Genomic DNA, 26,232 nt, shown 5'->3' on the forward strand with positions numbered 1-26,232 from the left:
TTTAGCCAAACTGGAGCGCCTACCGTTAGGCGACTAAACGCCGCCAGGTATTCGCGTAGGTGAGAACCTCTTCGCCCTGCCGTGCGGGAGGTATCAGCGCTGGCTCCACGAACGACCACTGGCGGCTGTCCTGGCCAAGAATCGCCGTGCCTTGCGTTGTTCCTGTACTGTCGGTACTGCCATACACGTTCTGAGCATGTTCGCTTCGCAGTGTCGCTAATACGTGCATATAGATCTTGTTGCCCGCAAAAGCGCCCTCCACAATAATGTCGCCTACTTGGCCTAACAAACTCAGACAACAGTCCGTCATCAACGCGCAGTAGACCGAGGCCAGGGCTGTTTTACCCGCGCCATTCAGCCGTTCGATTGGGCCGACGATCCGGCCGGTGCGGTGGCGAAAAGGCCCGCCCTGATCAACGAACGAGGGCAACGCAAATACCTCTTGGTCCATGACACGCTTCAGATCGACCAGCTCACCGTTAGCATCTCCACGTAACGTCTCCCACTCGCGCCCTCCCATAAAGCGAATGGTGGGCACAGGGGCACCGAAAGCGCTTACGTTGATCAGCATGTCGCGGGCCTCATCCAGCCCGTTAATGGCAGCACCAACTCCGCAGATAACGGTCCAGGTGCCGCTTGAAACAACGGCAAAAGGCGCTGCACGGTTCAAAAGATGGGGCACCAGCGAAGCGTTACTATCGTGAATACCGTTCAACACCTGGCAGCTATCCGGCAAACCGAGTGACTCGGCCAGCTCAGGCCGAACCGGGCCAAGCGATGCTCCTGTCGGTAAAATCGTAGGCAGCAGTGCTCGCCAGCCAAGCTGCTCTACCAGCGACGAGTAGTCACTTTTATGGGGGTTCCAAAGATCCGTATGGCAGCCGAGCGACGTGGCCTCCCCGGCTTTTATACCGGTTAATCGCCATCCCCAGTATTGGGGATACATCAAGATATCCGTGACCTGCTCAAAGTCTTCGGGCCACGCCTGTGAAAGCCAGTACAACTGACGGCCCAGGTTGAGCCCACCCGCCAAATCAGGACTACCTGTCTCCACGAAAGATGGCCGCACGCCGCGGTAGTCATTATTCAGTGCCGCGCACAGGTCACTCTCATAATCAGGGATCGGTAGCGCCAGCTCGTTGCCCGCCATACACGCCGCTGTAGCGCCATGAGTAGTCACACCGATGGAAACGACATGATAGTCACGAGCGAGGTCAGCCAGAGCTGCTTTCAGCCAGTCCCAGATAGCCTCCGTATCGATATGCGGATAGCGGCCGTTCCGACAAACCTCATTGCCCCGGCGTTTTTCCACCAACACTTTACCGCCATTTTCTCCAAGGCTGAGCGCGCAGAGTTTGATGTTGGTCTTGCCGATATCAAGTACCGCCAGTACCGATTGATGCTGTTGTTGAGTCATGGCAGGTAGAAAACCTCGGTTAGCGGCTGTGCTTCCGGCTCAAAAGAGTCGCGCTGGGTTTCCATAATGTCCGCCATGTATGCCCACCACCGCTGCATTACCGGGTGGGCTTTTAGCGCTGCTTCATCTAGCGGGCCTTCCGTTTCAAAGCTGGCAAACAGTTGCAGCGTTTGGGGATGTAGAAAGATGTGGTAATTGAAGATACCGCAGGCTTTCAAATGTGCTTGAAGTTCAGGCCAGAGGGCATCGTGGCGGGCGCGATATTCGGCTTCGCAACCTTGATGTAGCTGCATAACAGAGGCGTGGATCATTTGCGTTGCTCCCGCGCTGCCCGCAACCGCCCCGCCACCAGCGGAATACTGATCACGCAAATCAACATGGCGCCGATAATAATCGTCATCACGATACCCGGCACATTGAGCAGACCAAGCCCGAAGGTCACCAGGCCCATCAAGAAGACGGCAATGACGACGCCCACCATGCTGCCAGAGCCACCTAGAATACTTACCCCACCAAGCACGACCATCGTGATGATGCTCAGCTCCCAGCCAAAGGCGATAGAGGGTCGCGTGCTTCCTAAACGCGACGTCAGCAACACCGAGGCAAGCCCCGATATAGCCCCTACCATGACAAACAGAATCAGCTTGTGCTTGTTGACCTTAATGCCGGAATAGAGGGCCGCCGTTGGGTTATTACCGATGGCGTAAGTACGGCGGCCAAAATTGGTGTGATGTAGCAACCCATAAAATATCAGCGCCATCCCCATGAAAAGGGTGAATTCAAAGGAGAACACCCAGTAAACGTAGCCCTGACCGAAGAATTCAAAACCACTGGGGTAGTTAGTGAATGCGCCATCGCCAAGAATGACGTAGGTAATACCTCGATAGAGGCTCATGGTACCAATGGTGACGACAATGGAGGGTATACCGAAGTGGGTGACCACTAAACCATTAAACAACCCGCAGATAACGCCCACTGAAACGGCCACAAACACCAGCCCGCCCGGCCCCATGCCCGCTTCGGCAGCCAGCCCCATGCTCACCGAGGAGAGCGCAATGATAGAGGCGACAGACAGGTCTATCTCCCGGCAGATAATCAACATGGCCATGGGCAAGGCGATGATGGCTTTTTCAGTAAAGTTAAAAGTAGCGTCTGAGAGGTTCCAGGGATCAAGAAAATAGGGCGTGGCAAGGCTGTTAAACAGAAACACCAATACCGTTACCAATAATAAAAAAGTTTCCCAGCGCAACAGATGACGCAGCCAATGGTTGGACAAGCGATTAGGCACAGCCGTTTGAGTCATGGTATTTGCCATTGGTCAGGCCTCCTGATGCTGAGCGGGCGTGGCGCGTGTGCTCACCGCCCGGCGCAAAATAATACGTCCCTTGCTTCGCTCAGCCATTGAGTTGGCAATGACGGCGATGATGATAACGGCGCCAGAAATAGCCATCTGCCAAAACGGTGAAACACCCAGCACCGGTAAAGCATTATTGATGACACCCAGAAACAGAGCACCCAGCGCGCAGCCGAGTACGGTGCCGACCCCACCCATAATGCTGATACCGCCAATCACACACGCCGCAATCACCTGTAGTTCGAAGCCGTTCGCGACATCCACATAGGCAACCGCGTAGCGCGACACCCAAAGGTAACCGCACAGCCCCGCCAGCATGCCGGACACCACAAAGGCCTTGAATTGCACTTTGCCAACGCTCACGCCGGTGTAGAAAGCAGCGACAGGATTTCCGCCAGACGTAAAGAAATCGCGTCCGACGCGCAAATGGCGAGTAGCGAAATAGAAAGCAGCGACCACGATGATACCGATCCAACTCATCATCGGCATGCCCAACACCACCGTGCGTGGCAAGCTGATAAAGTCAGCGCTCATCTGATGGGCATTCACCCAGGCACCATCTGAAAGCAGAAAAATAGTACCGCGATAGATACTCATCGTACCCAGTGTTACGACAATGGCAGGCACACCAACAACCCAAACAAAGAACCCATTAATGGCACCAAGACAAGCCCCCATTGCCATGGCAAAAAGTATCAATAACGGCACCGGCACGCCGGGATAGGCGGCATTGATCATGCCCACCACCATCCCCGTTAAGGCCAGATTGGCGGCTACCGACAAGTCGATACAGCGGGTCAGGATAACCAGCATCTGGCCCATCGCCAGAATCATCAGAATAGAGGTATCGTTGAAGGCACTGACCAGGCTGTTCGGGCTTAGAAACGAGGGCGTGATAGCGCCCACCACTAATATCAACGCCAGGATTACCAGCGCCAGAAAACGCTCACGATGTTTAAGTAGCGCGGACATCATGCGGCCATTCCTCCAGTAGCTGCACCCACCACAGCTTCAGGCGTGGCAGTTGCGCGAGTAAATTCACGCACCATCAGGCCTTCGTGCATCACAATAATGCGGTCGGCCATACCGAGCACTTCAGGCAATTCTGAGCTGACCATAATGACCGCCAAGCCATCGTTAACCAGCTCTGACATAAAGTGATGCACCGCCGCTTTGGAACCGATATCAATACCTTTGGTGGGCTCATCAAGGACAATGATCTTTGGCCGTGTCGCGAGCCATTTGCCGATAACAACTTTTTGCTGGTTACCGCCTGACAGATTGCCTACTTTTTGATCCCAGCTTGAGGTCTTGACGTTAAGACGCTCGCCATAAGCCCGTGCCACGTCATATTCACGCGTCTCGTTTAATAAGCCCCAGCGGTTAAGCCGCCCAAGCTGTGGCAAGCTGATGTTTTGAAAGATGGGTAGATCCAAAATGACGCCCTGCTGTTGGCGCTCTTCCGGCACGTAAACAAGGCCTGCCTTGATTGCGTCAGCTGGCGAGCGGATAGTTACCGCTTTGCCATTAATGTGCACATTGCCGGTTGCTGCCTTCGAAAGGCCAAAAAGTGCCTGCATAATTTCAGTACGGCCAGACCCTACCAGTCCGTAAAAACACAGGATTTCACCCGCACGCACTTCAAAATTAATGTCGGCAAACTCGGTCGGGTGGTTCAAATTTTCTACCGTCATCATCGGTTCGCCGATAGCCACGGTCTGCTTGGGAAAGGTTTCGCTGACACTGCGCGCTACCATCATCTCAACCAGTTCTGCTTCAGTAACATCGCTGATCATGCCTTCGCCAGCAAAGGTGCCATCGCGATAAACGACATAGCGGTCGGCGATGGTAAAAATCTCATCAAACTTGTGTGTAATAAAAAGAATGGCCTTACCCGACTTCTTGAGGCGCTCAACGATGCCGTATAGCTCTTTGATCTCGTGGTGTGATAATGCGGCCGTTGGTTCATCAAGAACCACCACTCGGGCATCTACCGAGAGCGCGCGGGCAATAGCCACCATGTGCTTCTGGCCAATACTTAGCCCCCTCAAACGTGCTTTGGAGTCCAGGGGCGCATCAATATCAGCGAGGATTTCGCGAGTGCGCTCATACATGGCGGGCCAATCAAGCCGCCCCAAGCGACCGCGCGTCAGGTAGTTACCTGCGAATATGTTCTCAGTAACGGTCAGCTCGTCGAACAGCACCGTTTCTTGGTGGATAGCCGTGATGCCCAACTGGCGCGCGGCTTCAGGATCGTCAATGCAAACCACTTCGCCAGCGACCTGAATTTCTCCGCCATCGGGCTGATAGATGCCGGTCATGGTTTTGACCAACGTGGATTTTCCGGCGCCGTTCTCACCTACCAAGGCAGTCACCTGACCGGGATAGAGATCAAGCTTAACCCTGTCGAGAGCCGTCACGCCGGGAAACGTTTTGGTGACGTTTCTCAGCGCGAACACTGCTGTACTTTGTGTCATGGCTATTATCTTTGTTATTGGGTGTATTTATTTTTTGGTCAGGCGCTGCCGTAACAGCGCCAGCCCGATTTCGCGATTAAAAAATATCGGCAAAATCCTGAACATTGGTTGCGTCGTAGATGAAAGGCTCCGCCATGGCGGCACTGCCGTTCTCATCAAGCTGTGCAGTACCCATACGGCCCATGTCTACACTGGTTTCTGTTGCATTATCCATCACCAGGTTATAAGCGATGGTCGTTGCGGCGTAGCCCAAATCAATAGGATTCCAAATGGCAAAGTTATGCATGGCGCCGCTCTCCACGTGGCCAGCAAGCTCCGACGGCAGCCCCAAACCGGTGACATAAACCTCACCAACACGGCCTTCATCGCTCACCGCTTGCGCCGCGGCCAAAATACCGACCGTGGTTGGGGCGACGATAACGTCCAGATCAGGATGGTTACGCATTAGCGCTACCGCTTCGCGATAACTCTTGTCTGCCAGGTCGTCACCATAAACGGTGTCTACAAACTCAAGCTGGGGAAATTCCGGTAGCACTTTTTTCATCTCCTCAATCCAGACATTCTGGTTGGTCGAGGTAGGTGTCGCACTGAGAATAGCCATCTGACCCGAGCTAACGCCTTTGGCTTCTAACGCATCGGCCGCTAGCTGTACATTCATTCGGCCAATCAAATCATCACTGGAGGGGCTTAAGTGCACGCTGCGGCCCTCGGGTGCGACCCCAGAGTCCCAGGAAATCACTTTGATACCGCGCTGCTGGGCACGACTCAGGATAGGTACCAGCGCGTCCTGGTCGTTGGCGGAAACCGCGATAGCATCGACACGCTGGGCAATCAGCGAGCTGATTACCTCAATCTGGCCTTCAGCGGTTGTCGTGGTTGGGCCGGTGTAAATGATTTCTACATTACCCAGCTCTTCGGCTGCTTCCAGGGCACCTTCGTTGGCGGCCTCAAAGAAACCGATACCCATAGCTTTGACCACAAGGGCGATGCGTACATCATCTTCAGCATGGGCGGGTGCTAAGTAAGCAATCGACAGCAAAGCAATCGACATCATTGCCGTTAGGGCTGGGAAGAGTTTTTTGAACATCGTGCGCTCCAATTTTGTTGTTATGCCCCGACCCTGCTTTGAGCATCAGCCGGGGGCGGTCGTTTCAAGGCCTTGATTGACGATAATCAGCTGACAACCCGCATCTTCGATCATTTGTCGCCTTGAGGGGTCAATACCATCGTCGGTAATGACGATATCGACATGAGATAATGGGCAGACGATGAGATTACTGCGGTTTTCAAACTTACTGGAATCGACCAGCAATACTCTCTGATCGGCCTGGTCCAGCAGTTTCATTACCGCCTGCACAATCTGAGGATCTGCCTCCATCACCCCCTGAGGACCTACTCCCTGCGCCCCGATGAACAGCATCGAGGCATAAAATTGACTGGAAATATCATTCGGAAACGGACTCAAGATAATGTTCTGTTCCCGATATACGTTACCGCCTGGTAGCATCACCATGCACTTGCTGCGTTTTAATAACTGCTCGGCAATCACGAACGAATTCGTCAGTACCTGCAATTTGCATGAGCGCATGAACTCCGCCATGAAGTAAGTTGTCGTCCCGCCACTAATGGTGACTGACATCCCGTCTCCCAACAGACCCACCGCTTCCTTTGCGATGGCGCGCTTGGCCTTGGCGTTAATCAATTGATTAACCGAGTAAGGCCGCCCTACCAAGGAGGTGTTAGCGGGTGGATGCAAGGCTTCCGCTCCGCCACGTACCTTTTTCAATTTTCCCTGTCGCTGCAGTTCGTTGATGTCTCGCCGAACGGTCGCTTCCGAAGCGCCCAATAAATTTACCAAGTACCCGAGGGTAGCAATGGGCTTTTCTTCAACTTCCGCCAAGATGATTCGATGGCGTTCAACTTCATGCATTCGTTATCCTCATTCATCACTATATTTCATAATCGATCATCTGCAAGCCAATTTTGAATATTTATGATTGCTATTGACAGATAAAAATCTCGAATCGATACTTTTCTACAGATTAGACTCATAACTCGTCAAAATCGATCAAAAAGGTCGCAGCCAGACCTTTCAACACAATAGCTTTCACAATAGTAAGCACTCAACGCTATCAGTCCGGCTGCCGCTGCCCAATCACATCATAACAATACCCGAGGTATCTCATGCCCCAACAGCCCGCCAACCAGATCAATAATCGCTGGGATGACCGCCTGGCAGCCTCCATGAGCGAAGCCGAACAGCTGCATTACCGCTCCAATCTGCTCGGTGCCGACAAGCGTGTCACCAACTATGGCGGCGGCAATACCTCTGCCAAAATCATCCAGGCAGACCCGCTAACCGGTGAAAATATTCGGGTGCTTTGGGTTAAAGGCTCAGGTGGTGACATCGGCAGTATGGGGCTTGATGGCTTTGCGACCCTTTATCAGGACAAGCTTGAAACGCTTAAACAATTTTATAAAGGTGAGGCGCATGAAGATGAGATGGTGGGCGCACTTCTCCACTGCACCTTTAACCTGAACAGCCGCGCAGCCAGTATCGATACCCCGCTACACGCCTACTTGCCCTATACCCATGTTGACCACTTACATCCAGACGCTGTTATCGCCATTGCTGCGTCAAAGAATAGCCGTGAGCTCACCCAGGTGATCTACGGCGGCGACATTGGTTGGCTGCCTTGGCGCAGGCCGGGCTTCCAATTGGGCCTTGAGCTTGAAAAGATCGCCCGAGAGCAGCCGAATCTAAAAGGTGTGCTGCTTGAAGCGCACGGTCTGTTCACCTGGGGTGATACAGCCAAAGAGTGCTACCAAACCTCGCTGGATATTATTAACAAGGCCCAGAGCTGGCTGGACGAACAGCTCAAGGGCAAGGCAGCCTTTTCCGGCCCTCGCGTTACCAGTCTAGGCGCCGATAAACGCAAGGCCATCGCCGCTAAACTAATGCCGATTATTCGCGGTAAAACCAGTGGCCATCAACGTCAAGTCGGCCATTTTAACGACGCCCCTGAGGTTCTCGAATTCGTCAATTCCAATGATCTTGAAGCCTTGGCGGAGCTGGGCACTTCCTGCCCGGATCATTTTCTGCGCACCAAAATTAAGCCACTGGTCGTTGGCTACGACCCCGAAACCGACAACCTTGATGCCGTTATCGCTGGCCTGGATGAACAGTTAGCCGACTACAACCGCGACTACGCAGCCTACTATGAGCGTTGCAAGCGGCCAGACAGCCCCGCAATGCGTGACTCCAACCCCGTCGTTTATCTGCTACCGGGCGTGGGCATGATCACCTTCGCCAAGGACAAAGCGACTGCACGCATCGCCAGTGAGTTTTATCTCAACGCCATTAACGTTATGCGGGGTGCGTCCGGGGTTAGCGAATACATGGGCTTGCCCGACCAGGAAGCCTTTGATATTGAGTACTGGCTACTTGAAGAGGCCAAGCTGCAACGGATGCCTAAACCAAAGGCACTGGCTGGACGCATCGCGTTAGTGACCGGAGGTGCCGGTGGCATAGGCCAGGCCACCGCGGCTAGAATGGCCAACGAAGGTGCCTGTGTGATGCTGCTCGATATTGACGCAGAAGGCCTGAAAACGGCGCAACAAGCGCTCGCTGACACGTTCAGTGCCGACATTGTTTCCACCTGCCTGATGGATGTCACCGACGAGCATCAGGTCGAGGCGGCTATCGCCCAGGCCTGCGTTGCCTTCGGCGGGGTCGACATTTTAGTCTCTAACGCAGGCATCGCCTCCTCAGCACCCATTGATGAGACAAGCCTGGAGCTTTGGAACCGTAACCAGGCGATTCTTTCGACAGGTTACTTTCTGGTCACGCGTGAAACGTTCAAAGTGCTCAAGCAGCAAAAAACGGGCGGTAATATTGTCTTCGTTGCCAGTAAAAATGGCTTGGTGGCTTCTGCTAATGCAAGCGCTTACTGCACCGCCAAAGCGGCAGAGATTCATTTGGCACGCAGTGTAGCGCTGGAAGGTGCCCCGCTGGGCATTCGCGCCAATGTGGTTAACCCGGACGCCGTGCTACGCGGCTCTAAAATCTGGACCGGCAAATGGAAAGAAGAGCGTGCCAGCGCCTACGACCTGGACACGGATGAGCTTGAGGATCATTACCGCCAGCGCAGCCTGCTAAAGCTCAGCGTACTGCCTGAAGACATCGCCGAAGCTATCTACTTTTTTGTTAGCGACGCCTCAGCCAAATCAACCGGTAACATTCTTAATGTGGACGCGGGACACGCCCCTTCTTTTACACGCTGAGCCCCGCTTTAACTAACGCATAACTGGTGAATGTATGACAAAAACAATGATCAATGCTGACCGCATCCATAGTGATAACGAGCAGCGAGCGGCCGACCTTGACCGCGACTATCAGTACCTGGGCGAAAGACTTGCCCGTACCGACATTAGCATCGATACAATAACCGAACAGGCGCGCGGTCTGGAAATTGCCCTGCCCTCCTGGGGCGTGGGCACCGGTGGCACGCGTTTCGCGCGCTTTCCCGGTGAAGGCGAGCCACGTAATATTTTTGAAAAACTGGACGACTGCGCCGTCATCCAGCAACTGGCTACCATGACGCCGCGCGTCTCGCTGCATATCCCTTGGGATAGACCTTCTGATCCCAGCGAGCTTCGAGACTACGCTCTTGAGCGTGGGCTAGGCTTTGATGCCATGAACTCTAATACCTTTCAGGATGAGGCGGGCCAGAAGCTCTCCTATAAATACGGCAGCCTTACGCATACCGATGAAGCAACGCGCCGCCAGGCCATCGAGCACAACATTGAAGTGGTCGAACTAGGTAAGCAACTAGGCTCGAAAGCGCTTTCAGTCTGGATTGGCGATGGCTCCAACTTCCCCGGTCAGCAGCATTTTTCCGACAGCTTCGCACGCTACCTGGACAGCGCCAAAACGATCTATTCAGCGCTGCCCAACGATTGGAACATGCTAATCGAGCACAAGGTCTTTGAGCCCGCTTTTTACTCGACTGTGATTCAGGACTGGGGCTCGAACTATCTGGCCGCCAAGGAAACTGGCGAGCGCTGTCTTTGCCTGGTCGATTTGGGGCACCACGCGCCCAACGTCAACATTGAGATGATCGTTGCTCGTCTCGCCCAATTCGGAAAGCTGGGCGGGTTCCACTTTAACGACAGCAAGTATGGCGATGATGACCTGGACGCGGGTTCCATCGACCCTTATCAGCTATTTCTGGTGTTTAACGAGTTGGTTGATGTCCAGCGTAGAAACTCGCAGTTCGCGCCTTTCCACATGCTTGACCAATCGCACAATGTTACCGACCCCATTGAAAGCCTCATCTACAGCGCAGGGGAAGTACGACGCGCCTTCGTCAAGTCACTGCTAGTCGACCGCGAAGCCTTGGCACACCACCAACAGAACAACGATGCACTGATGGCCCAAGCAACGCTTAAAGCCGCGTTCAACCAGGATGTTGAGCCCATCCTGCAACAAGCGCGGCGCCTGGATGGTGGGGCTATCAACCCCATCGCCAGCTACCGCGCCTCAGGCTACCGCCAAACCTGCGGCGAGCAACGCCCAGCCGATGCAAACCGGAGTGGCTCAGGCATTGTTTAACTCGTAGGAAAAGCGCCAGCGGCATAGCCTGCTGTGTTTTTATTAGTAAAAGCAGGTGCTACGTTAATAGCGGCAACGACTCGCCGCTATTAACTATTTCAGTGTGATGTTGTCGGTTAACTCTCCTATAAGCAAATAGAAGGGTTAAGGCCGTATTGATCCCTTTTATTGGCCGGTTGCCTTACACCAAGTGGCAATTTTCGTTGTCGACCTCGCCAATACGGTTATTGAGCATGCGTAGCCTCTGGTCTCTCTGAACATGAAGTTTTCTATGCTTCTCGCCCTTGTTAATTTCGGGGGAAAGGTCAGCTGCCACGCTGATGTTTAACCGCCGCCCAATCATCAGGCTGCGCCTGTCATTGCGTTTCGCCATTAGGCGCAACCAGTCGCATGGGCGTACCCAACGCATCCGTGACGAAAGCACTAAGCACTTGGCCTTGTTGGCTATCATCAATACGCAGCATGGGCACAAAGCTGCCCGGCTCGTACACGATGGTCGAGCGCTGGCTCTCGCTTTCTTCGCGCACGATGCGGTCGCCATCCCAGCCGTAGTGGGTGGCGGTGGTGCCGTCCACCTAGCGCACGGTCTTGTTGATCCGGCGGCCCAGGCCGTCGTAGCGGTAGGTGGCCTCCGTGGTATGGCCATAGGCGCTGGTGTGGGTGAGCTGTACCAAGCGGTTGGCGCCATCGAACGGTAGCAGGTGCCGTTGAGTTGGCCGAGGCAGTTGTCGGAGAGCGCCTGCTGGCCGTCCAGGCGGTTACCGGCGGCATCGCAATCACTTGGAAGTGATCGCCTTGTGGAGCGCGCAGCTCATCCGGGCCAGGGCTGCAACTGTTTATTGAATCCAAGTTTTGAAGCTATCATAGCTTACCTATGAATCCTGAAGATTGCTGACAGTCTTCCAGACATATACTGCACAAATAATTACCATTATATAAATCAAAATTACTGAATAAGTTGTTTTTTCAAATAACAGCTCGCCATCTACCGCTCCTCCAATTAGAAATATGAAAAAAAACATCGCTGAGTAGGATAGCAAAGTTATATTTTTACCTAGTCTCCTTGCATTTTCTTTTAGCAATTTAGCTATCAAAAAAACCATGAAAGATATAATTGACAATATAACGTCTATCATCTCTGGCACTCCTTGTTACTTTCCATATAATTATTAATTCCACTAAAAGTGCCCATGCCCGCAGAGCCAGCTTCAATAGTTAGACCCGTTGTTGTTGCGCTTTGATAAGCTGGAATGAAGTCTTCAGGTAATCTTCGAAATAGCTGAAAAGTCCCAGGTTTCTGTATCGGCCTTAGAAGCCCGCCAACAGAAGTACCTAAATTCGCCCCATCTATGGCTAGATTTCCCCATTGTTCGCCCAACTGCTTGACGGCTGCTTCGCGTGCAAAACCTCTCCCATTTTCAGAGAAACCTTCTTGAATATTACTAACGCCAAGACCTGCAATAGGCGCACCCGCTACACAACCTACTACTGTCTTACAGAGAGCCCCTCCCAATAAGACTTGACCACCGCCACCAACAACGGTAGCGGTACGTGTCAACACATCCATGCCCTCGTCACGGATGAAGCGAGGTATCATTTTAGAATGAAACTTGATGGCTTCCCAAGCATTTAACCCTAGCGGATCCACCATCCCTATTGGATTCGCCACATATCCATACAAATTAATCCCACCCAACAACCCAATCGGATCCTGGCTGATGTACCTGCCTTGCTGCGGATCGTAATATCGGTGGCGGTTATAATAGAGCCCGCTTTCTTCATCGTGCCACTGCCCCTGAAAGCGAATCGGCTGACTCGCACTGCCGCGAACGTTCTTCACCGCCGCCCAGTCATCAGGCTGCGCCTGCCATTTCGTTTCGCCGTTGACGGCGACCAGTTGCATGGGCGTACCCAGTGCATCGGTGACGAAAGCACTCAACATTTGGCCTGGCTGAGTCTCATCAATACGCAGCATGGGCACAAAACTGCCCGGCTCGTAGACAATGGTTGAGCGTTGATTTTCGGACTCTTCGCGCACGATGCGATCACCGTCCCAGCCGTAGTGGATGGTGGCAGTAGTGCCGTTGGTGTGGCGTACGGTTTTGCTGATCCGGCGGCCCAGGGCGTCGTAGCGGTAGGCGGCCTCCGTGGTATGGCCGTAGGCGCTGGTGTGGGTGAGCTGTACCAGACGGTTGGCGCCGTCGTAGCCGAGCGTCAGACGCTCGCCGTCCGGTTGTTGCCGCTCGATCATATTACCCGCACCGTCGTAACGATAGCGAGTGCCGTTGAGCTGGCTTAGGCGGTTGTCAGAGAGCGCCTGCTGGCCATCCAGGCGGTTACCCGCGGCGTCTACTGTGTAGCGGTGGGCCTGGTCGCCATGCTGGCTGCCGGTGAGGCGCCCGGCGGCATCATAGCTGTACGCAATCACTTTGGAGTGTTCACCTTGCAGAGCGCGGAAGCTCATCCGGCCCAGGGCGTCGTACTGGTACTGCTGGCCGCCGTTTGCCTGAGCCCCGCGCAGGGTGAGGTGATCCAGTTGGCCGAGGTTGGTGTAGTCGCGCTCCAGGATCAGCGGTTGCGTCTGGTCGCCACTGCCGAGGCTCAAGCGGCGCTGGGTTTCCCGGTGCAGGACGTCGGGTTCCAGGTCGATGTCAAGATTCAGGTCCGGCGCGCTCAAGCCGTGCAGGTGGCCGCTGCCGTAGGTGTGCCAGTTCAGGGCGGGCAAGTCGCCAAACTGACTCTGCTGCGGGGCACCGTTGGCGGTGAGGGTGTGGTGCTGCTGCCACTGCCAGCCGCTGTTTCCCTCCATACCGGCATGCCGCTGCTGTTCGCCGGTTAGTCGCTGGGCGTGGTCGTAGCTGAATGTGACTTCGCCGTGGCTGTTAGTCACGCTGGCCAGTTGACCGTTGGCGCTCCAGCGGTAGTGTTCGCTGCTGGCCTGGGCGTGTTCGGTGGCCGGTAGATGGCGCGCTACAAGTCGTCCGGCGGCGTCGTACTCATAGCGCGTAGCCAGCGGCTGGCCGTCCGGACCTGTGCGGTGGGTTTCGGTGCGCTCGACCAACTGGCCCGCGTCGTCATAGCGGTACTGCTGTTCACGACCATCCGGACCGGTCTCGCTGGCCAGGCGGTCCATGTCGTCATAGGCAAAGCGATAGACTGCACCGTTGCCCAGGGTGAGTTCGTTCAGACGGCCGACTTCATCATAGGCGGTGGCCTGGTGGCTGCCGTCGGCCTCGATGCGCTGCACCGGGCGGCCGTGATCGTCAAAGAAGAACTGCTGGCGGAAGCCTTGCGGGCCTTCCAGCTCGACCAGGCGGCCCTGCGGGTCATAGTGATGGTGCCAGTGGGTGCCATCGGGCTGTTGAGTGGCAATACGGCGCCCTAACTCGTCGTGCTGAGTGCGGGTGGTTTCTCCCAGGGCGTTAGTGACACTGGCGAGAAAACCGTGGCGGTCGTAATCGTACGCGGTGCGCTGCTGGGAGCAGTCGATCTCGGCGGTGACCTGGCCCAAGGCGTTCCATTCACGCTGGTGGGTCGCGCCCACCGCATCGGTGACCGTGGTGGGGCGGTCAGGTAGCTGCTCATTATCATAGGCAAAGGCAGTGGTGCCTTCCGGCCCGGTAACCTCCAGCGGCTGGCCGCGCTCGTTGCGTGTAATTTGCCAGCGCTGGTGCTCGGGGCCTTCCACACTGGTCGTATCGCCCATGGCGTCGCGCTTAAGGGTCCAGCGCTGACCATCCGGCGTGATCTGACCGATCACCTGGCCGTTCTCGTCACGCTCGATCTGCGTCTCGCGGCCCAGCGGGTCGAGGGTGGCCACTTTACGCCCAGCGCGGTCGTAGCGGAATTCGATGCGCGAGCCGTCAGCGCGGGTGTGGGCAGTCCAGCGCTGGCCGGGGCCGCTGCCCACGAAGTGATACAGCTCTTCACGGCCCAGGCTGTCGGTGACCTGGGTGTGATCGACGTGATAGGTGTAGCGTCGGGCGAGGCCGCCCGCTTCCTGCTGGCCGACCACGCGGCCATCCGGGGCATGGCGGTCCCAGGTGTAGTGGGCTTCCATACCGCCGGGCACACGGTGGGCGGTCAGCATGTGATCCTGCCACTCGAACTCGCGCACCACTTCGCCATGGCGGTGACGCACAGCGAGCAGGTCACCGGCTGCGCTGAACGAGTAGCGCACCAGCCAGTCATCCTGCACGCTGCCGTCGTGGTCCTGCACCAGTGTGACGCCGGTCAGGCGCTGACCGGCATCATCAACTTGCTTGGGCAGCAGGGCATCGTAGACGAACTGATAATGACGCCCGGCGCTGTCGATGGCGCGTACCAACACGCCATTGTCCCACTGGTACGCCGTGGTATAGCCGTTGCGGTCGCGCTCTTCGATTAGCGGCCAGCGTGTGCTGGCCTCCTCGGGGCGGGCAAACACGTAGTAAAGACCGCTGGTATCGCTGAGCACGATGCGTTCGGGGTCGTCGCGCAGCGTCTCGTCCAGCGCCTGCCAGCGGGGATCGTTATCTGCTGCTTGGTCTTGAGACACGGATTCGCCCCCGCGGCGTATCCACAGCTGTTCGGTAGGCGAGAAGCGCGCCTGCCCCGGTGCGAGTGATCCAAAGGTGATGGCTCGCCCCTGAGCGTCATGCACGATATATGCGTCATCTTTTAAGGTAATGGCCAGACTTTCGCCGGGCAGCGACCAGCCCTGGCCGAGTACGCCGATCCGCGCGTTGCTGGAAAGGTACCCACGGCTGAACACAAAAGGGCGCGGTGCGGGTAGCGCAAAATCGGTCTCGGCGGGGAGCAGCTTGGCGCCCAGCAGCGGGTTCACCGGGCTGCCGACGGCGGGTTCGCAGGCGCTACAGTCGTCGGCCAGGCCATCGGTGATGTCGATGTCCTCCAGCGCCAGGGGCGTGGCCGCGGCAATGTCGCTGCTCAGCAGGGGCATCTGGTGCGGCTCGAGGGTAACGTCTTCGCTCTCTTCCGGCTCCGCTTCGCCCGGTAGGCGGGGCAGCATGATCGCCTGCCCCTGGCCACGGCCCGGGCTGCCGCCGGAGTTGATTTTCACCTGCGAACCCACAATGGTCACACCGCTCGGGTCGAGTTTTACAAAACTGCCGCCGGCCTTGAGGGTGATCTCCGCGCCGGCCTCAATCACGACCTGAGAACCTGCCTTGTAGTGTACCTCGCGGCCGGCTTCCAACAGCTGCGAATCGCCGTAGAACTCGTGGCGGGTCTGATCCACCTGAAGGTGGTCATCGCCCTTGATGTGGGTAAAGCGGTCGTTATGTACTGTCAGGTGATCGTCGTTGTGAATCTCGCTTAAACGATTGCGGTGCAGCTTCAGGTGGCTGTCGCGGCGGATCTCTTCGGTGCGGTCGTTGAGCGTCAGAAGCTCCAGGTCTTTCTGGGCGTGGAGCCAGATCTGCTCTTCGCTCGCTTCATCTTCAAAGCGCAGTTCGTTGAAGCCCTCGGCTTTATGGCTCTGGGTGCGGATCACGGTGCGGGTCTTGTGCTCGGGTAGCGGGTAGGGCGGGATGTTGACGGCGTGATAGGTACGCCCGGTGACCAGCGGCTGGTCCGGGTCGCCTTCGAGGAAGGAAACGATAACCTCATGCCCGATGCGCGGAATCGCAATACTGCCGTAGCCGCCGCCTGCCCAGCCCTGAGCCACACGCACCCAGCAACTGGCGGTTTCATTGGGCTCGGCGTAGCGGTCCCAAGGGAACTGTATTTTTACGCGGCCGTGCTCGTCGCAGTAAATTTCCTCGCCTTCCGGGCCGACCACGAACGCCACCTGGGGCCCATCCACGCGCGGTTTGGGGTTGGGCGTAGCACGCCAGGGGGCGTCGCCGGGCATGAGGGTGACCTGGTTGACGTAACGCGTCATGCCGCCCGATTCGCTACTGCTGATGCCATCCTCTTCCAGCGCCTGGGGCTGCTCGCCCGTGTGGTGTACGGCCACTACCTGCCAATCGCGGTTAAGGCTTTGCGTGTCGTGGTCAGTCAGGCTAAAGCGCACGCCGGGGGCAAGTTCGGGCAGGTCGCTTTCGGCATTCGCAGTGATCGCGTCGCGGCGAAGCTCTTCCAGGCGGATGCGGGTAAACGGCTGGCCCGAAGCGTCCTGCTTGTAGCGGCCGGGGTAATCGAAGTGCTCGTAGTCGGTCTGCTGGCCGTGGGCTTCCACGTCGCGGCCCAGGTGTTCGTGCAGTTGGGCGTAGGCCGGATTCTTGAAGCTGTAGTCTTTCAGGGTGGCAGTGGCCGCCGCTACGCGGGCGGTGTGGCTGAGCTTGCGCACATGGCGCGTGGGCGCGGTGCCGCCGGCGCGGCTGTGGTAAGTGCGCTCGCCTACATTCGCCAGCACTTGAGGGTCATCGGCGAATACCAGCCGGTGGGCGCTCTCTTCAAATTCATGGAAGTAGAACAGCCCTTCTTCGGCAGCCAGGCGCTCGATAAATGCCAGGTCAGTCTCGCGGTACTGCACGCAGTATTCGCGCTCGGGCAGCTCGCGGGTGACGGCGAAGGCCACGTCGGTAATGCCACGTTCGTCGCACAGGGTATTGATGATGGTCAGCGGGTCGACTTTCTGGAAGATACGCGAGTTGTGGCGCAACGAAAGCCGCCAGAGCGCCGGGCGCAGCACCAGGGAGTAAAAAGTGCGTCGATGGCCGCGGTCGCCGCGACCAAACTCGCTAACGATACCGTGCACATGACGCAACGCTTCACCATCCTGCCAAACGGTCAGGGTGGCTTCGCGGTCCAGCAGCTCGGCGGCGTCCAGCCGGCCATCGCGGCTGGCCAGGTTGAGCACCAATTCAAAAGGCTGGGAGAGCGCTTCGCGGTGGGTAAAATCGATCACCGCGATATCATCAACGCCGGGCAGCGTTAGGGTGAATTGTAGGCCCTTACCGTTAGCCATCGTGCCACTCCCTGGAACGTAACAAAAAGACAAACGTCCAGAGTAGCGGTAACTCACTGAAGAACAACCCTTTAAGCGCGCAAAGCGACAATATCCTACAAAAAAGTAAGAGATCTCTTACAAAAGCAGGATAAAACTGACGTACTAAAGAAAAACGTGCTGCTACTTAATTAGGTAATCCCTGCACCAACCCATGGCGCACATACCAAACGTGCTCGGCACGTTCCGCTACGTCTTGGCTAAACCAGCCGTTTAAATCACGCAGGCGGCGTTGGTGGCGCTCGATGGGCACTATGCCTCGGCCGATATCGCTGGCGATAATAACCAGCGCTGTTTGCTGCGCCTTGGCAGATTGCAGAAGCTCGTTTAAATCATCGCACCATTGTGACCGCCAGCCATCGCTTCCTGCATCTGAGTCCATGGAGGCTGAGAGCCACTCCAGTACGCCATGCAGTATTAATGGTGTGCTGGGCAACATTACCCCGGCGCACTCACGTAAGCGCTGCCCAGGCGCTAACCGCCACCAGACAGCACTTGGAAAACGTGTTTTTACAAGGCTTCGCTTACCGGCACAGGCACCGCCGATGAACAGTTGCATAGCCACTCTCCTTTTCCACAATCGCCGGGGTGATACGTCAATTGCCAGCGTCTTCCCTGGGCCTGAGTCACCGCGCCATCCCAAAACTCAATCGTTTCAAAGCGGCGACGAAGCTCGCGGATAACGCCGCCATGCGTCACGACCAGAATCTTGTGATACCCATGCGCCAAGGCATCTTTCGCTACATCGGCAAGCCAAAGCGCCAAGCGCTCACGTAACTGAGCCGCGGACTCGCCACCGGGAATTTGTAGCTCGCCGACACTATCCACCCAGGCTCGATAATGCGGCAAGTCCTTAAGTTCATCGTAAACCTTGCCTTCATAATCGCCAAAATTGAGTTCTTGTAGGCGAGACTCCAAACGTAGCGGCACCCCCGGCTTGGCCGCTTGAATCCATTCAAGCGTTTGTTGGCAGCGGTGAAGGTCACTTGAATAGATCGCGTCAAAACGCTCGCTTGCTAGCGCTTCGCGAAGTGCTAAAAGCCCCTCTTCAGCATCAGGAAATAACAACGGAATATCGCGCTGCCCCTGATAGCGGCGCTCTACATTCCAGGCGGTGATGCCATGGCGTACCACCACCAGCTCAACATTAACCCCATCAGCCACAACTCACCCCCTTCTATCGTCGCACCCACCATATCACCATTAATACCCTGGAACAGTGTCATCAGCGCCCATCGGCTGGCGACTACAAATAAGCCCGTCGCAAGACACATTGCCATAATGCCCGACCAAAAAAGCGCGAGCAGCAGCAAAGGTACCAGCGCCAGCAGTACATCACGCAGGCCAAGCGACTGTTTCCAGGCCCAGGCCAGCCCTGTTTGTTGAGCACATGGCGTGAATACCAGTAGCATTGCACCGCCCCACCGCCCCAGCGCGGGGAGTACCACCAACCACCAGAGCGGAGCACCGTATTGCAGCAATGCCCAAAGCAGGACGCCTTTCCAGGCAAGCAAAAAAAGCAGCGCCAGGATGCCGAAACTGCCAATTTGGGGGTCTTTCATGATTTCCCAGCGGCGCGCCAGCGGCTGATTGCTGCCCAGTGCATCGGCTAAATCCATTACCCCATCCAGGTGCAAGCCACCGCTCAAGCCCACCCATAGGCTGAGCAGCGCAAGTGCGGCAATTGGCGTGGGCGCGTTTTGAAGCAACAGCGCCAGCAGCGCTAACAAACTACCCAACAATAGCCCCACCAGGGGATAGACACGGATAGCCCAGCGGCGGGTTTTAGGTGTCCAAGGGCAAGCAATCGGTACCGGTAAGCGGGTTAAAAACTGCAGGGCAAGCGCACCACCATAAAAAGCATTTTTCATGAAGGCTCACTCTTGGGTTTCCACTCAATGGCATGCCCAGCCACCACTTCAAGCACCGAGTTTGCCTCAGCCGCCAGCCAGCAATGCAGTGCCTGTAAAAACGTCAGGAAACTCCAGAGCTCTTTATCAGGTGAAGGCAGATCCTCATTGAGGTCGTTGGAAACCAGCACCAGGTGAATGCCTCGCGAGCGCGCATCTTGTACGCTCTTAGCTAACAGCGCCTTGCCTTGGGAGTCAGTTAAACCACCCGCGTAACGCACCTGACTGGCCCAGAGTGTCAGGCAGTCCAACAATACAGCGGCGCCATCGGGCACTTGTGCGATCGCCTGGTCAATGGCAATGGGCGCCTCTATCGTGATCCAACGCGTATCCCGTGTACTTTGATGGCGTGCCACTCGCGCCGCCATCTCTGCGTCATAAACCTCCGCAGTAGCAATGTAGTAGCAACTGCTCCCCTTGGCGGCTTTTATTACCAGTTGCTCGGCCACTGCGCTTTTCCCCGAGCGAGCGCCGCCACTAACAAAGACAATCATTCAGTACCTTTAGTAATCGTTGGTTCGCTGTTGCGCCACGCAGGGCAATGCGCACCCAATCGCCGTCCAGACCTGCAAAGTTATGCGTATGACGAACCAGTATGCCGTTTCGCAACAGATGCTCAAAAAGTACGTTACTGGTAAGCCCCCTTTCACGCAAAGTGTTATTAGGCCTTACCAGAAAAAAATTCGTCGTGCTGGTGACGACATCAAGCCCTTTTGTAGGCAGAGATGCCTCCATCAGCGGATGCTGCTGGCTTAGCCAGCTGCGAGTTTGCTCAGCAAACACCGCATCCCGAAGAAGCGGCGCCACCAACGCAGCCGCCATCTGATTTACGCTCCAGGGAGGTTGATGCACCGCCAGCGTTTGGATGGCCACCGAAGACGCCAGCACGTAGCCTACGCGTAACCCCGGCAACGTATAAAACTTGGTCATCGAGCGTAGCAGTAGTAGATGCGGATACTCGGTCAACAGGGGCGTTAACGACGCTCTTTCCCCCACCTGCACGGTCATATCGACAAACGCTTCATCAACCACCACATCGCAACCTATCGCTGCCGTGCGGGCCAATAACGCCTGCATGATACTCAGTGGAATCAACGTAGCGGTAGGGTTATTGGGGCGGCATAAAAACAGTACGCTGATGCCTTTTAGTGATGCCATTAACGCGTCGAGATCAAGCTCAAACGTTGGAGCGGATAACGCAACATAAGTAATTGGCAAACGATGTGCGCGGCAGGCGCGCGCATACTCTCCAAAGCCAGGCGTCACGATGGCGGCGCGCTTGCCCGCATACCGGGCTGCCGCTAAAAAAATCGCCTCGGCGCCCCCGTTGGTCAGCAGTACCTGCTCGGGCGTAACGCCGTGGTAGGCGGCTATCGCTTCCCGAGCCACGCGATAATCAGGTGCCGGGTAATGGGCAAGCGACGCAATCGACGTAGTGAGCGCGTTTGCCACCCACTCAGGCGGGCCAAGCGGATTAAGGTTGGCGCTAAAGTCTTCTATCGGATGCGCATCGGGTAGCCCAAAGCGCTTTAAAAGTGCGGCTGGCTGGCCACCATGGCTTGGCCAGTGAGAGGCGCACTGCTCTGCTTTATAGCTCACCTTACCCCCACCCATAGCAACCCCATCAGCCCCATAAACAGCAGCCACCCTACATGCATTAGTTGAATGGTCGCCCCAATGTGCGTCACGTTTAGTGGCGCCAGTGGCTCGCCAAGCGTTGCGCGCCGAGAAACAGCCCCTTGATAGGTATTAAGCCCACCCAGCTGCACACCCAATAGCCTGGCAACCATGGCCTCTGGCCAACCGGCATTGGGGCTTGGGTGACGCGGGGCCTCTTGGAAAGTGGCACGTAGCGCGCCTCGCCAGCGTAGCGGCTTATTGGCCACCAAGGCCAATAAAATGCCGCCTAACCAAAGGCAACACGCGGTGATTCGGGCAGGCAACCAGTTGGCTATATCGTCCAGTTTGGCCGAGGCAAAGCCAAAATTCTCAAAGCGCTCGTTACGGTACCCGACCATGGAGTCCAGCGTATTAATCGCCTTATACGCCAGAGCTAACGGCGCCCCACCTATCACGGCAAAAAACAGCGGTGCGGTAATACCATCCACGGTATTTTCAGCCACGGTTTCCACCGTCGCCCGAGTGATTTCAGCCTCATCGAGCGCTGCCGTATCGCGCCCTACAATCATGGAAAGCGCTTGGCGTGCGCCCGGCAAATCGCCGTTAGCCAGCGGTACCGCGACGGCTCGGCCTGCATCCGCCAACCCTTTAATGGCAAGCGTTGTAGCCAGCAGCCAGAGCTCTGCAACTAACCCAAGCCAAACGTTAATCGCCGTTAACAGCGCAAGCACTGACCAGCTAACACCCCATACGGCAATGACGACGGTTGCGGTGAGTAGAAATCCTCGGCGCTTTCGCTGTGAATCAGTGCCTCGATTCCAGCACTTTTCTAAAAAGCTGATCATGCGGCCAATGAAAACGACCGGGTGCGGCAACGAGCGAGGGTCGCCTAGTAGTAAATCCAATCCGATAGCGAGTGTAATAAGCAGTAGCAGGGTCACGCTGTTTTGTCCGCGATACCGGCGGAGGTAAACGTCGCCATTTCAGCCATCATGGCGGTAGCCGCCTGGAGCAAAGGGAAAGCCAGCGCGGCACCGCTGCCTTCCCCCAAGCGCATGCCCAGCGCGAGTAACGGTGTTGCCTCAAGCGCTTCCAGCGCTACCCCGTGGCCTGGCTCTTCAGAGCGATGACCGAATACAAGATAGCCGCTTACAGCGGGGCAAATTCGGCAGGCAGTCAGTGCGGCCACGCTAGCAATAAAACCATCGACAATGACGGGCAGGCGATAAGCGGCTGCAGCCAAATAGGCGCCGGTCATCGCGGCTATTTCAAGCCCACCCAAGGCGGCCAGCACGCTTAACGGTTGATTCGCCTCAAAATGCCGCGCCGCAAGCGCCCGTTCAATAACATTCACCTTATGGGTTTGCTGATGGCTATTAAGCCCTGTGCCTGCGCCCACCACCTGAGCCACCGGCGTACCGGTCAAGGCCGCTAGCATGGCGCTACTCGCGGTGGTGTTGGCAATGCCCATCTCGCCTACTATCACACTACGGCAACCCGCCTGGTGAGCGCGCGTCACGGCATTAATGCCTGCTTCAATTGCCGCCTGGGCTTGCTCGGGGAGCATGGCATTTTCAATAGCAATATTTCCCGAGGCGCGACGTATCTTATTGACGACCACGCCCGGCATATCAATATCGCCTACGACACCCACATCGACGATTTCCAGCCTGGCGTTCACCTGCCGGGCAAACACGTTGATTGCCGCACCTCCGCTGGCGAAGTTGGCGACCATCTGTGCCGTAACCGCTTGGGGAAAGGCAGAAACGCCTTCGGCGGCAACGCCATGGTCCGCGGCAAACACCACGACCCCAGGCGGCGTAAGAGTAGGCGCACGTTCACCGCTAATTTCGCTAAGCTGAATCGCCAACTGCTCTAGCATCCCAAGGCTTCCAGGCGGCTTGGTCAGCGTGTCCAGATACGCCCTTGCCCTATCACCAGCAGCGTAATCAACAGGTTGTATCTGGGCAATAAGGGAATGCATAGCGAGCTCCGGTAGCGTAAAAGAAAACAGACAGTTAAGCCTCAAATAGTAACAAACGTTGGGGCTTTAACGTTGCTCTTTCATCGCCGCGCACCTGGCTTTTTAGCCGTTACGCTGGTGCTATTGCAGTGTTGCCGGAGGATTGGCCTGCCACCCGCCGCCCAGGGCTTTAAATAACGTCGCTGCCGCCGCCAACCGTTCGCGCTGCACATCCGCACGGTCAAGCTCGGCTGAAAGCAGCGAGCGATCAGCGTCGAGCCTTTCCAGCATGCTGACTTGCCCTTGCTCATGCATCAGCACCGCAAGCTCCTGCGCCCGCTCTACCGCCTCAAGCTGGTCATTGACTGCCTCGACGCGCTGCTGGCTGATATCGTAGTTATACAGCGCATCGCGTACTTCGTTGAAGGCGGTCAACACGGTTAGTCGATACTGCGCATCGGCTTGTTCGACCAGCGCTTCCGCGCTTTCCACATTGGCTCGGCTGCGCCCGAAATCCAGAAGCGGCCCAACAATTGATGCACCAAGCCCCCAAGAGTGTGCATTATCGGTAAACAGGTCGCTGGTATTGGCCGCCACGCTTGCCAGGGAAGCATTGAGGTTCAGCGATGGCAAACGGCCGGCTTCGGCCACACCAACCTGGGCGTTAGCGGCGATCAGCTCAGCCTCCGCTGCCCGCAGGTCTGGCCGCCGCTGAAGCAGTTCTGAAGGGAGTAAATGCGGAATACGCGCAGGCTCAGCAATTTCGCGTAGATGCGTATCGCCAAAATCAAGCTCGCCCATTAGTTCACGCGGTGACATCCCCGCCAGCACGGCCAAGGCGCCTCTCAGCGTCTCTACCCGCTGAGTAACCTGCGGGAGTTCAGTACGCGCGCCCTGCCACTCAGCTTCAGCCTGGCGCACCTCAAGTTCACTGCTTTCACCCAACTCGAACCGCAGTTGTTGCAGCCGGTACGTCTCTTCGTAAGCGGCCTGCGTCTCTTCAAGTATCGCCTGCTGGTACTGAGCGCTTTTAAGATCGAAATAGGTAGTGACAACATCCGCAATGACGCCAATTTCAGCGGCATCGTGGGCAAACTGACTCTCTTCAAACATGGCGATGGCGGCCTCGCGTTGGCGCGCCAACCGTCCCCAAAGGTCAAATTCATACTCAAGGCTACCCGCGAGAGAGTATTGATTGCTGGTCGAGGTGAGCAAGTCTTGCACCGGCTCAATATCGATGGGTATGGAAGCCCCAGGCATGCGTTCGCGGTTAGCTTCAGCTTGGTAACCAACGCTTGGGAATAGCTCGGCATCGGCCAACCCCAACTGTGCTCGGGCCTCTTGAATACGGCCCAGTTGAACGGCCAATTCGAGATTATCCTGCGTGGCACGGGCAACCAGCGTATTTAAGGCGGGATCATTGAACTGCTTCCACCAATCGCGCCATTCGCTGCGCTCTGCCTGGCTGAGCGTAATACGCTCAGGCCAGGTATCCGGTAGCGCTATTTCAGGACGCTGATAATCAGGCCCTACCGTACAGCCACTTAATAAAGCGACAAGCGCCACCCCTAACCAACGGCGTTTGACGTTCCCCTTGTACATCTGCACTCCTTTGCATTCTTCTACAGTGTTTGCCACCGTTGAGCTATTCATCCACTCAAATAATTATCTCAGGATAAAATTAAACAACCGTTCGTCGCACTCCCTGCTAACTACTATAGTTCTAACAGCTATGGCTCTAACGACGATGGTTCTAACGACTATAGTTGCTAGCTTGCATAACGACACCCTGGTTATAAAGATACCCTAGTGATAATAATACGTTAGTTAAAAATGGATTTGACCGCTTGCATGGAGGCAGCTAATGAGGCCGGGCTTTTTATGGATTTTGTTGGTGCTCACCCCCTTATTAACCGTGGGTTGTGGCAACGATGATGAAACGCAACCTAACCCGACCCAAGTTGTGAAGCTCTATGAAACAAGCCAGCAAGAGGTCTACCCAAGCCGCCGATTTGTAGGCCGCGTGGATGCACTGAGCACGGTGAACCTGGCCTTTCAGGTAGGCGGGCGCATTGAGGCGCTTCCCGCCGTTCAAGGTGCAACGATTCCACGCGGCGAGTTAATCGCCCGGCTCGACCAGACCGACTATGCCTTACAGGTTCGCAGCGCCGAAGCCGAGTACGAGCAAGCTCGCCGCCACCTGGTAAGACAGCGCAACCTGCGGGCCCATGACGCCGTTTCCCAATCCGCATTGGATAGCGCCCAAACGGAGGCCGAGCTTGCCGAAACCCAGCTTGAGAGCGCGCGTCAGGAACTTGCCTACACCACCCTTAATGCGCCGTTCGATGCGCTCGTATCCCGGCGTTTAGTCGAGAATCATACAACGGTCCCACCCAATACAGAGGTGGTGCGCATTCAGGATATCTCCGAGCTGCGGGTACGCTTTAACGTGCCCCAAGCGTTAATGCAGCACCTTGAAAGAGACCATCACTTTAAGGTCGAGGCCGAGATTGCCACCCTACCGGGGCAGCGCTTCTCGCTTGAGTATCGGGAACATGCCACCGAACCTGACGAAATCGCCCAGACCTATGAAGTAGAGTATGCCCCAACCCCGGACGTCCCGTTGATCGCCCTCCCCGGCACGACCGCCAGCGTTTTTATCGCGTTTAAAAACACCCTTGAGACACCGCTGATCATGGTGCCCAGCAGCGCCTTGGACAACGATGAACAAGGCGAATTTCAGGTGTGGATTTACGACGGCGATGAAGGCACGGTATCGCCGCAACGCGTTACCCCCGGCGACATCGTCGGTGACCAGGTGATTATTACAGCGGGCCTTGAAGACGGTGCGTCTATCGTTGCAGCGGGTGTTCATTTGCTACGTGATGGCATGCAGGTCAAACCGCTTGAAGCATCGCTATAAGG

At 56.3% G+C, this 26,232-nt stretch carries 21 protein-coding genes and 1 pseudogene; 3 read left to right on the forward strand and 19 right to left on the reverse strand.

The features are described 5' to 3' along the window. Window positions 1–25 precede the first annotated feature (25 nt). The 7 genes from INT20_RS14485 to INT20_RS14515 form a co-directional block, all read right to left on the reverse strand. On the reverse strand, window positions 26–1,417 hold the full coding sequence (locus tag INT20_RS14485; protein ID WP_193053348.1) for an FGGY-family carbohydrate kinase: 1,392 nt from the start codon (window positions 1,415–1,417) through the stop codon (window positions 26–28). Continuing rightward, on the reverse strand, window positions 1,414–1,728 hold the full coding sequence (locus INT20_RS14490; protein ID WP_193053349.1) for an L-rhamnose mutarotase: 315 nt from the start codon (window positions 1,726–1,728) through the stop codon (window positions 1,414–1,416). The genes INT20_RS14485 and INT20_RS14490 overlap by 4 nt, the downstream gene beginning before the upstream one ends. Further along, on the reverse strand, window positions 1,725–2,732 hold the full coding sequence (locus tag INT20_RS14495; RefSeq protein ID WP_193053350.1) for an ABC transporter permease: 1,008 nt from the start codon (window positions 2,730–2,732) through the stop codon (window positions 1,725–1,727). The genes INT20_RS14490 and INT20_RS14495 overlap by 4 nt, the downstream gene beginning before the upstream one ends. Before the next feature lie 3 nt (window positions 2,733–2,735). Continuing rightward, the gene (locus INT20_RS14500; RefSeq protein WP_193053351.1) at window positions 2,736–3,746 is read right to left on the reverse strand and encodes an ABC transporter permease; all 1,011 of its coding nucleotides are present in this window, start codon (window positions 3,744–3,746) and stop codon (window positions 2,736–2,738) included. Continuing rightward, a complete protein-coding gene (locus tag INT20_RS14505) occupies window positions 3,743–5,248 on the reverse strand; it encodes a sugar ABC transporter ATP-binding protein (RefSeq protein WP_193053352.1) in 1,506 nt (501 codons plus the stop codon). Before INT20_RS14505 ends, INT20_RS14500 begins: the two co-directional genes overlap by 4 nt. Window positions 5,249–5,324: 76 nt before the next feature. Continuing rightward, the gene (gene rhaS, locus INT20_RS14510; protein ID WP_193053353.1) at window positions 5,325–6,335 is read right to left on the reverse strand and encodes a rhamnose ABC transporter substrate-binding protein; all 1,011 of its coding nucleotides are present in this window, start codon (window positions 6,333–6,335) and stop codon (window positions 5,325–5,327) included. A gap of 45 nt (window positions 6,336–6,380) precedes the next feature. Continuing rightward, window positions 6,381–7,178 carry a DeoR/GlpR family DNA-binding transcription regulator gene (locus INT20_RS14515; RefSeq protein WP_087106121.1) on the reverse strand — a complete coding sequence of 266 codons (798 nt, stop codon included), beginning with the start codon at window positions 7,176–7,178 and terminating at the stop codon, window positions 6,381–6,383. 254 nt (window positions 7,179–7,432) lie between these two features. On the opposite strand from INT20_RS14515, the gene INT20_RS14520 reads away from it, so the two are divergent. Both INT20_RS14520 and rhaI read left to right on the forward strand, forming a co-directional pair. Then, window positions 7,433–9,532, forward strand: a complete 2,100-nt coding sequence (locus INT20_RS14520; protein ID WP_193053354.1) for a bifunctional rhamnulose-1-phosphate aldolase/short-chain dehydrogenase — start codon at window positions 7,433–7,435, stop codon at window positions 9,530–9,532. A 34-nt stretch (window positions 9,533–9,566) separates the two neighbouring features. Further along, complete coding sequence (gene rhaI, locus INT20_RS14525; RefSeq protein WP_193053355.1) at window positions 9,567–10,862, forward strand: L-rhamnose catabolism isomerase; 1,296 nt, start codon at window positions 9,567–9,569, stop codon at window positions 10,860–10,862. 181 nt (window positions 10,863–11,043) lie between these two features. Here rhaI and INT20_RS14530 read toward each other — a convergent pair whose 3' ends face one another. From INT20_RS14530 to INT20_RS14580, 12 genes and pseudogenes are all read right to left on the reverse strand, one after another. Next, on the reverse strand, window positions 11,044–11,235 hold the full coding sequence (locus tag INT20_RS14530) for a hypothetical protein (RefSeq protein WP_193053356.1): 192 nt from the start codon (window positions 11,233–11,235) through the stop codon (window positions 11,044–11,046). Beyond that, a complete protein-coding gene (locus INT20_RS14535) occupies window positions 11,219–11,437 on the reverse strand; it encodes a hypothetical protein (protein WP_193053357.1) in 219 nt (72 codons plus the stop codon). Before INT20_RS14535 ends, INT20_RS14530 begins: the two co-directional genes overlap by 17 nt. A gap of 557 nt (window positions 11,438–11,994) precedes the next feature. Then, window positions 11,995–15,804, reverse strand: coding sequence for an RHS repeat-associated core domain-containing protein (locus INT20_RS14540; protein WP_226912191.1), 3,810 nt, complete (start codon window positions 15,802–15,804; stop codon window positions 11,995–11,997). After that, a pseudogene (locus INT20_RS18130) lies at window positions 15,793–17,775 on the reverse strand (type VI secretion system Vgr family protein); the annotation flags it as partial. The pseudogene INT20_RS18130 and the gene INT20_RS14540, both read right to left, overlap by 12 nt. A gap of 166 nt (window positions 17,776–17,941) precedes the next feature. Next, the gene (locus tag INT20_RS14545; RefSeq protein ID WP_193055072.1) at window positions 17,942–18,373 is read right to left on the reverse strand and encodes a bifunctional adenosylcobinamide kinase/adenosylcobinamide-phosphate guanylyltransferase; all 432 of its coding nucleotides are present in this window, start codon (window positions 18,371–18,373) and stop codon (window positions 17,942–17,944) included. Then, entirely contained in the window at window positions 18,325–18,978 is a 654-nt protein-coding gene (locus INT20_RS14550; RefSeq protein WP_172118263.1) for a histidine phosphatase family protein, read from the reverse strand. Before INT20_RS14550 ends, INT20_RS14545 begins: the two co-directional genes overlap by 49 nt. After that, the gene (cobS, locus tag INT20_RS14555) at window positions 18,915–19,685 is read right to left on the reverse strand and encodes an adenosylcobinamide-GDP ribazoletransferase (RefSeq protein WP_193055073.1); all 771 of its coding nucleotides are present in this window, start codon (window positions 19,683–19,685) and stop codon (window positions 18,915–18,917) included. Before cobS ends, INT20_RS14550 begins: the two co-directional genes overlap by 64 nt. Next, a complete protein-coding gene (locus tag INT20_RS14560; RefSeq protein ID WP_172118265.1) occupies window positions 19,682–20,218 on the reverse strand; it encodes a bifunctional adenosylcobinamide kinase/adenosylcobinamide-phosphate guanylyltransferase in 537 nt (178 codons plus the stop codon). The genes cobS and INT20_RS14560 overlap by 4 nt, the downstream gene beginning before the upstream one ends. Then, complete coding sequence (cobD, locus tag INT20_RS14565) at window positions 20,202–21,323, reverse strand: threonine-phosphate decarboxylase CobD (RefSeq protein ID WP_287078087.1); 1,122 nt, start codon at window positions 21,321–21,323, stop codon at window positions 20,202–20,204. The genes INT20_RS14560 and cobD overlap by 17 nt, the downstream gene beginning before the upstream one ends. After that, window positions 21,320–22,285: an adenosylcobinamide-phosphate synthase CbiB gene (gene cbiB / locus INT20_RS14570; protein ID WP_193055075.1), complete on the reverse strand. Its 966-nt coding sequence runs from the start codon at window positions 22,283–22,285 to the stop codon at window positions 21,320–21,322. Before cbiB ends, cobD begins: the two co-directional genes overlap by 4 nt. Beyond that, window positions 22,282–23,328 (reverse strand): nicotinate-nucleotide--dimethylbenzimidazole phosphoribosyltransferase, encoded by a 1,047-nt coding sequence (gene cobT / locus INT20_RS14575; protein WP_193055076.1) that lies wholly within the window; start codon window positions 23,326–23,328, stop codon window positions 22,282–22,284. The genes cbiB and cobT overlap by 4 nt, the downstream gene beginning before the upstream one ends. A gap of 120 nt (window positions 23,329–23,448) precedes the next feature. After that, window positions 23,449–24,909 carry an efflux transporter outer membrane subunit gene (locus INT20_RS14580; RefSeq protein ID WP_193055077.1) on the reverse strand — a complete coding sequence of 487 codons (1,461 nt, stop codon included), beginning with the start codon at window positions 24,907–24,909 and terminating at the stop codon, window positions 23,449–23,451. A gap of 262 nt (window positions 24,910–25,171) precedes the next feature. On the opposite strand from INT20_RS14580, the gene INT20_RS14585 reads away from it, so the two are divergent. Next, on the forward strand, window positions 25,172–26,230 hold the full coding sequence (locus INT20_RS14585) for an efflux RND transporter periplasmic adaptor subunit (RefSeq protein ID WP_193055078.1): 1,059 nt from the start codon (window positions 25,172–25,174) through the stop codon (window positions 26,228–26,230). Window positions 26,231–26,232 lie beyond the last annotated feature (2 nt).

Origin of the sequence: Halomonas citrativorans (genome assembly GCF_014898005.1) — a bacterium.
GTDB lineage: Bacteria > Pseudomonadota > Gammaproteobacteria > Pseudomonadales > Halomonadaceae > Vreelandella > Vreelandella citrativorans.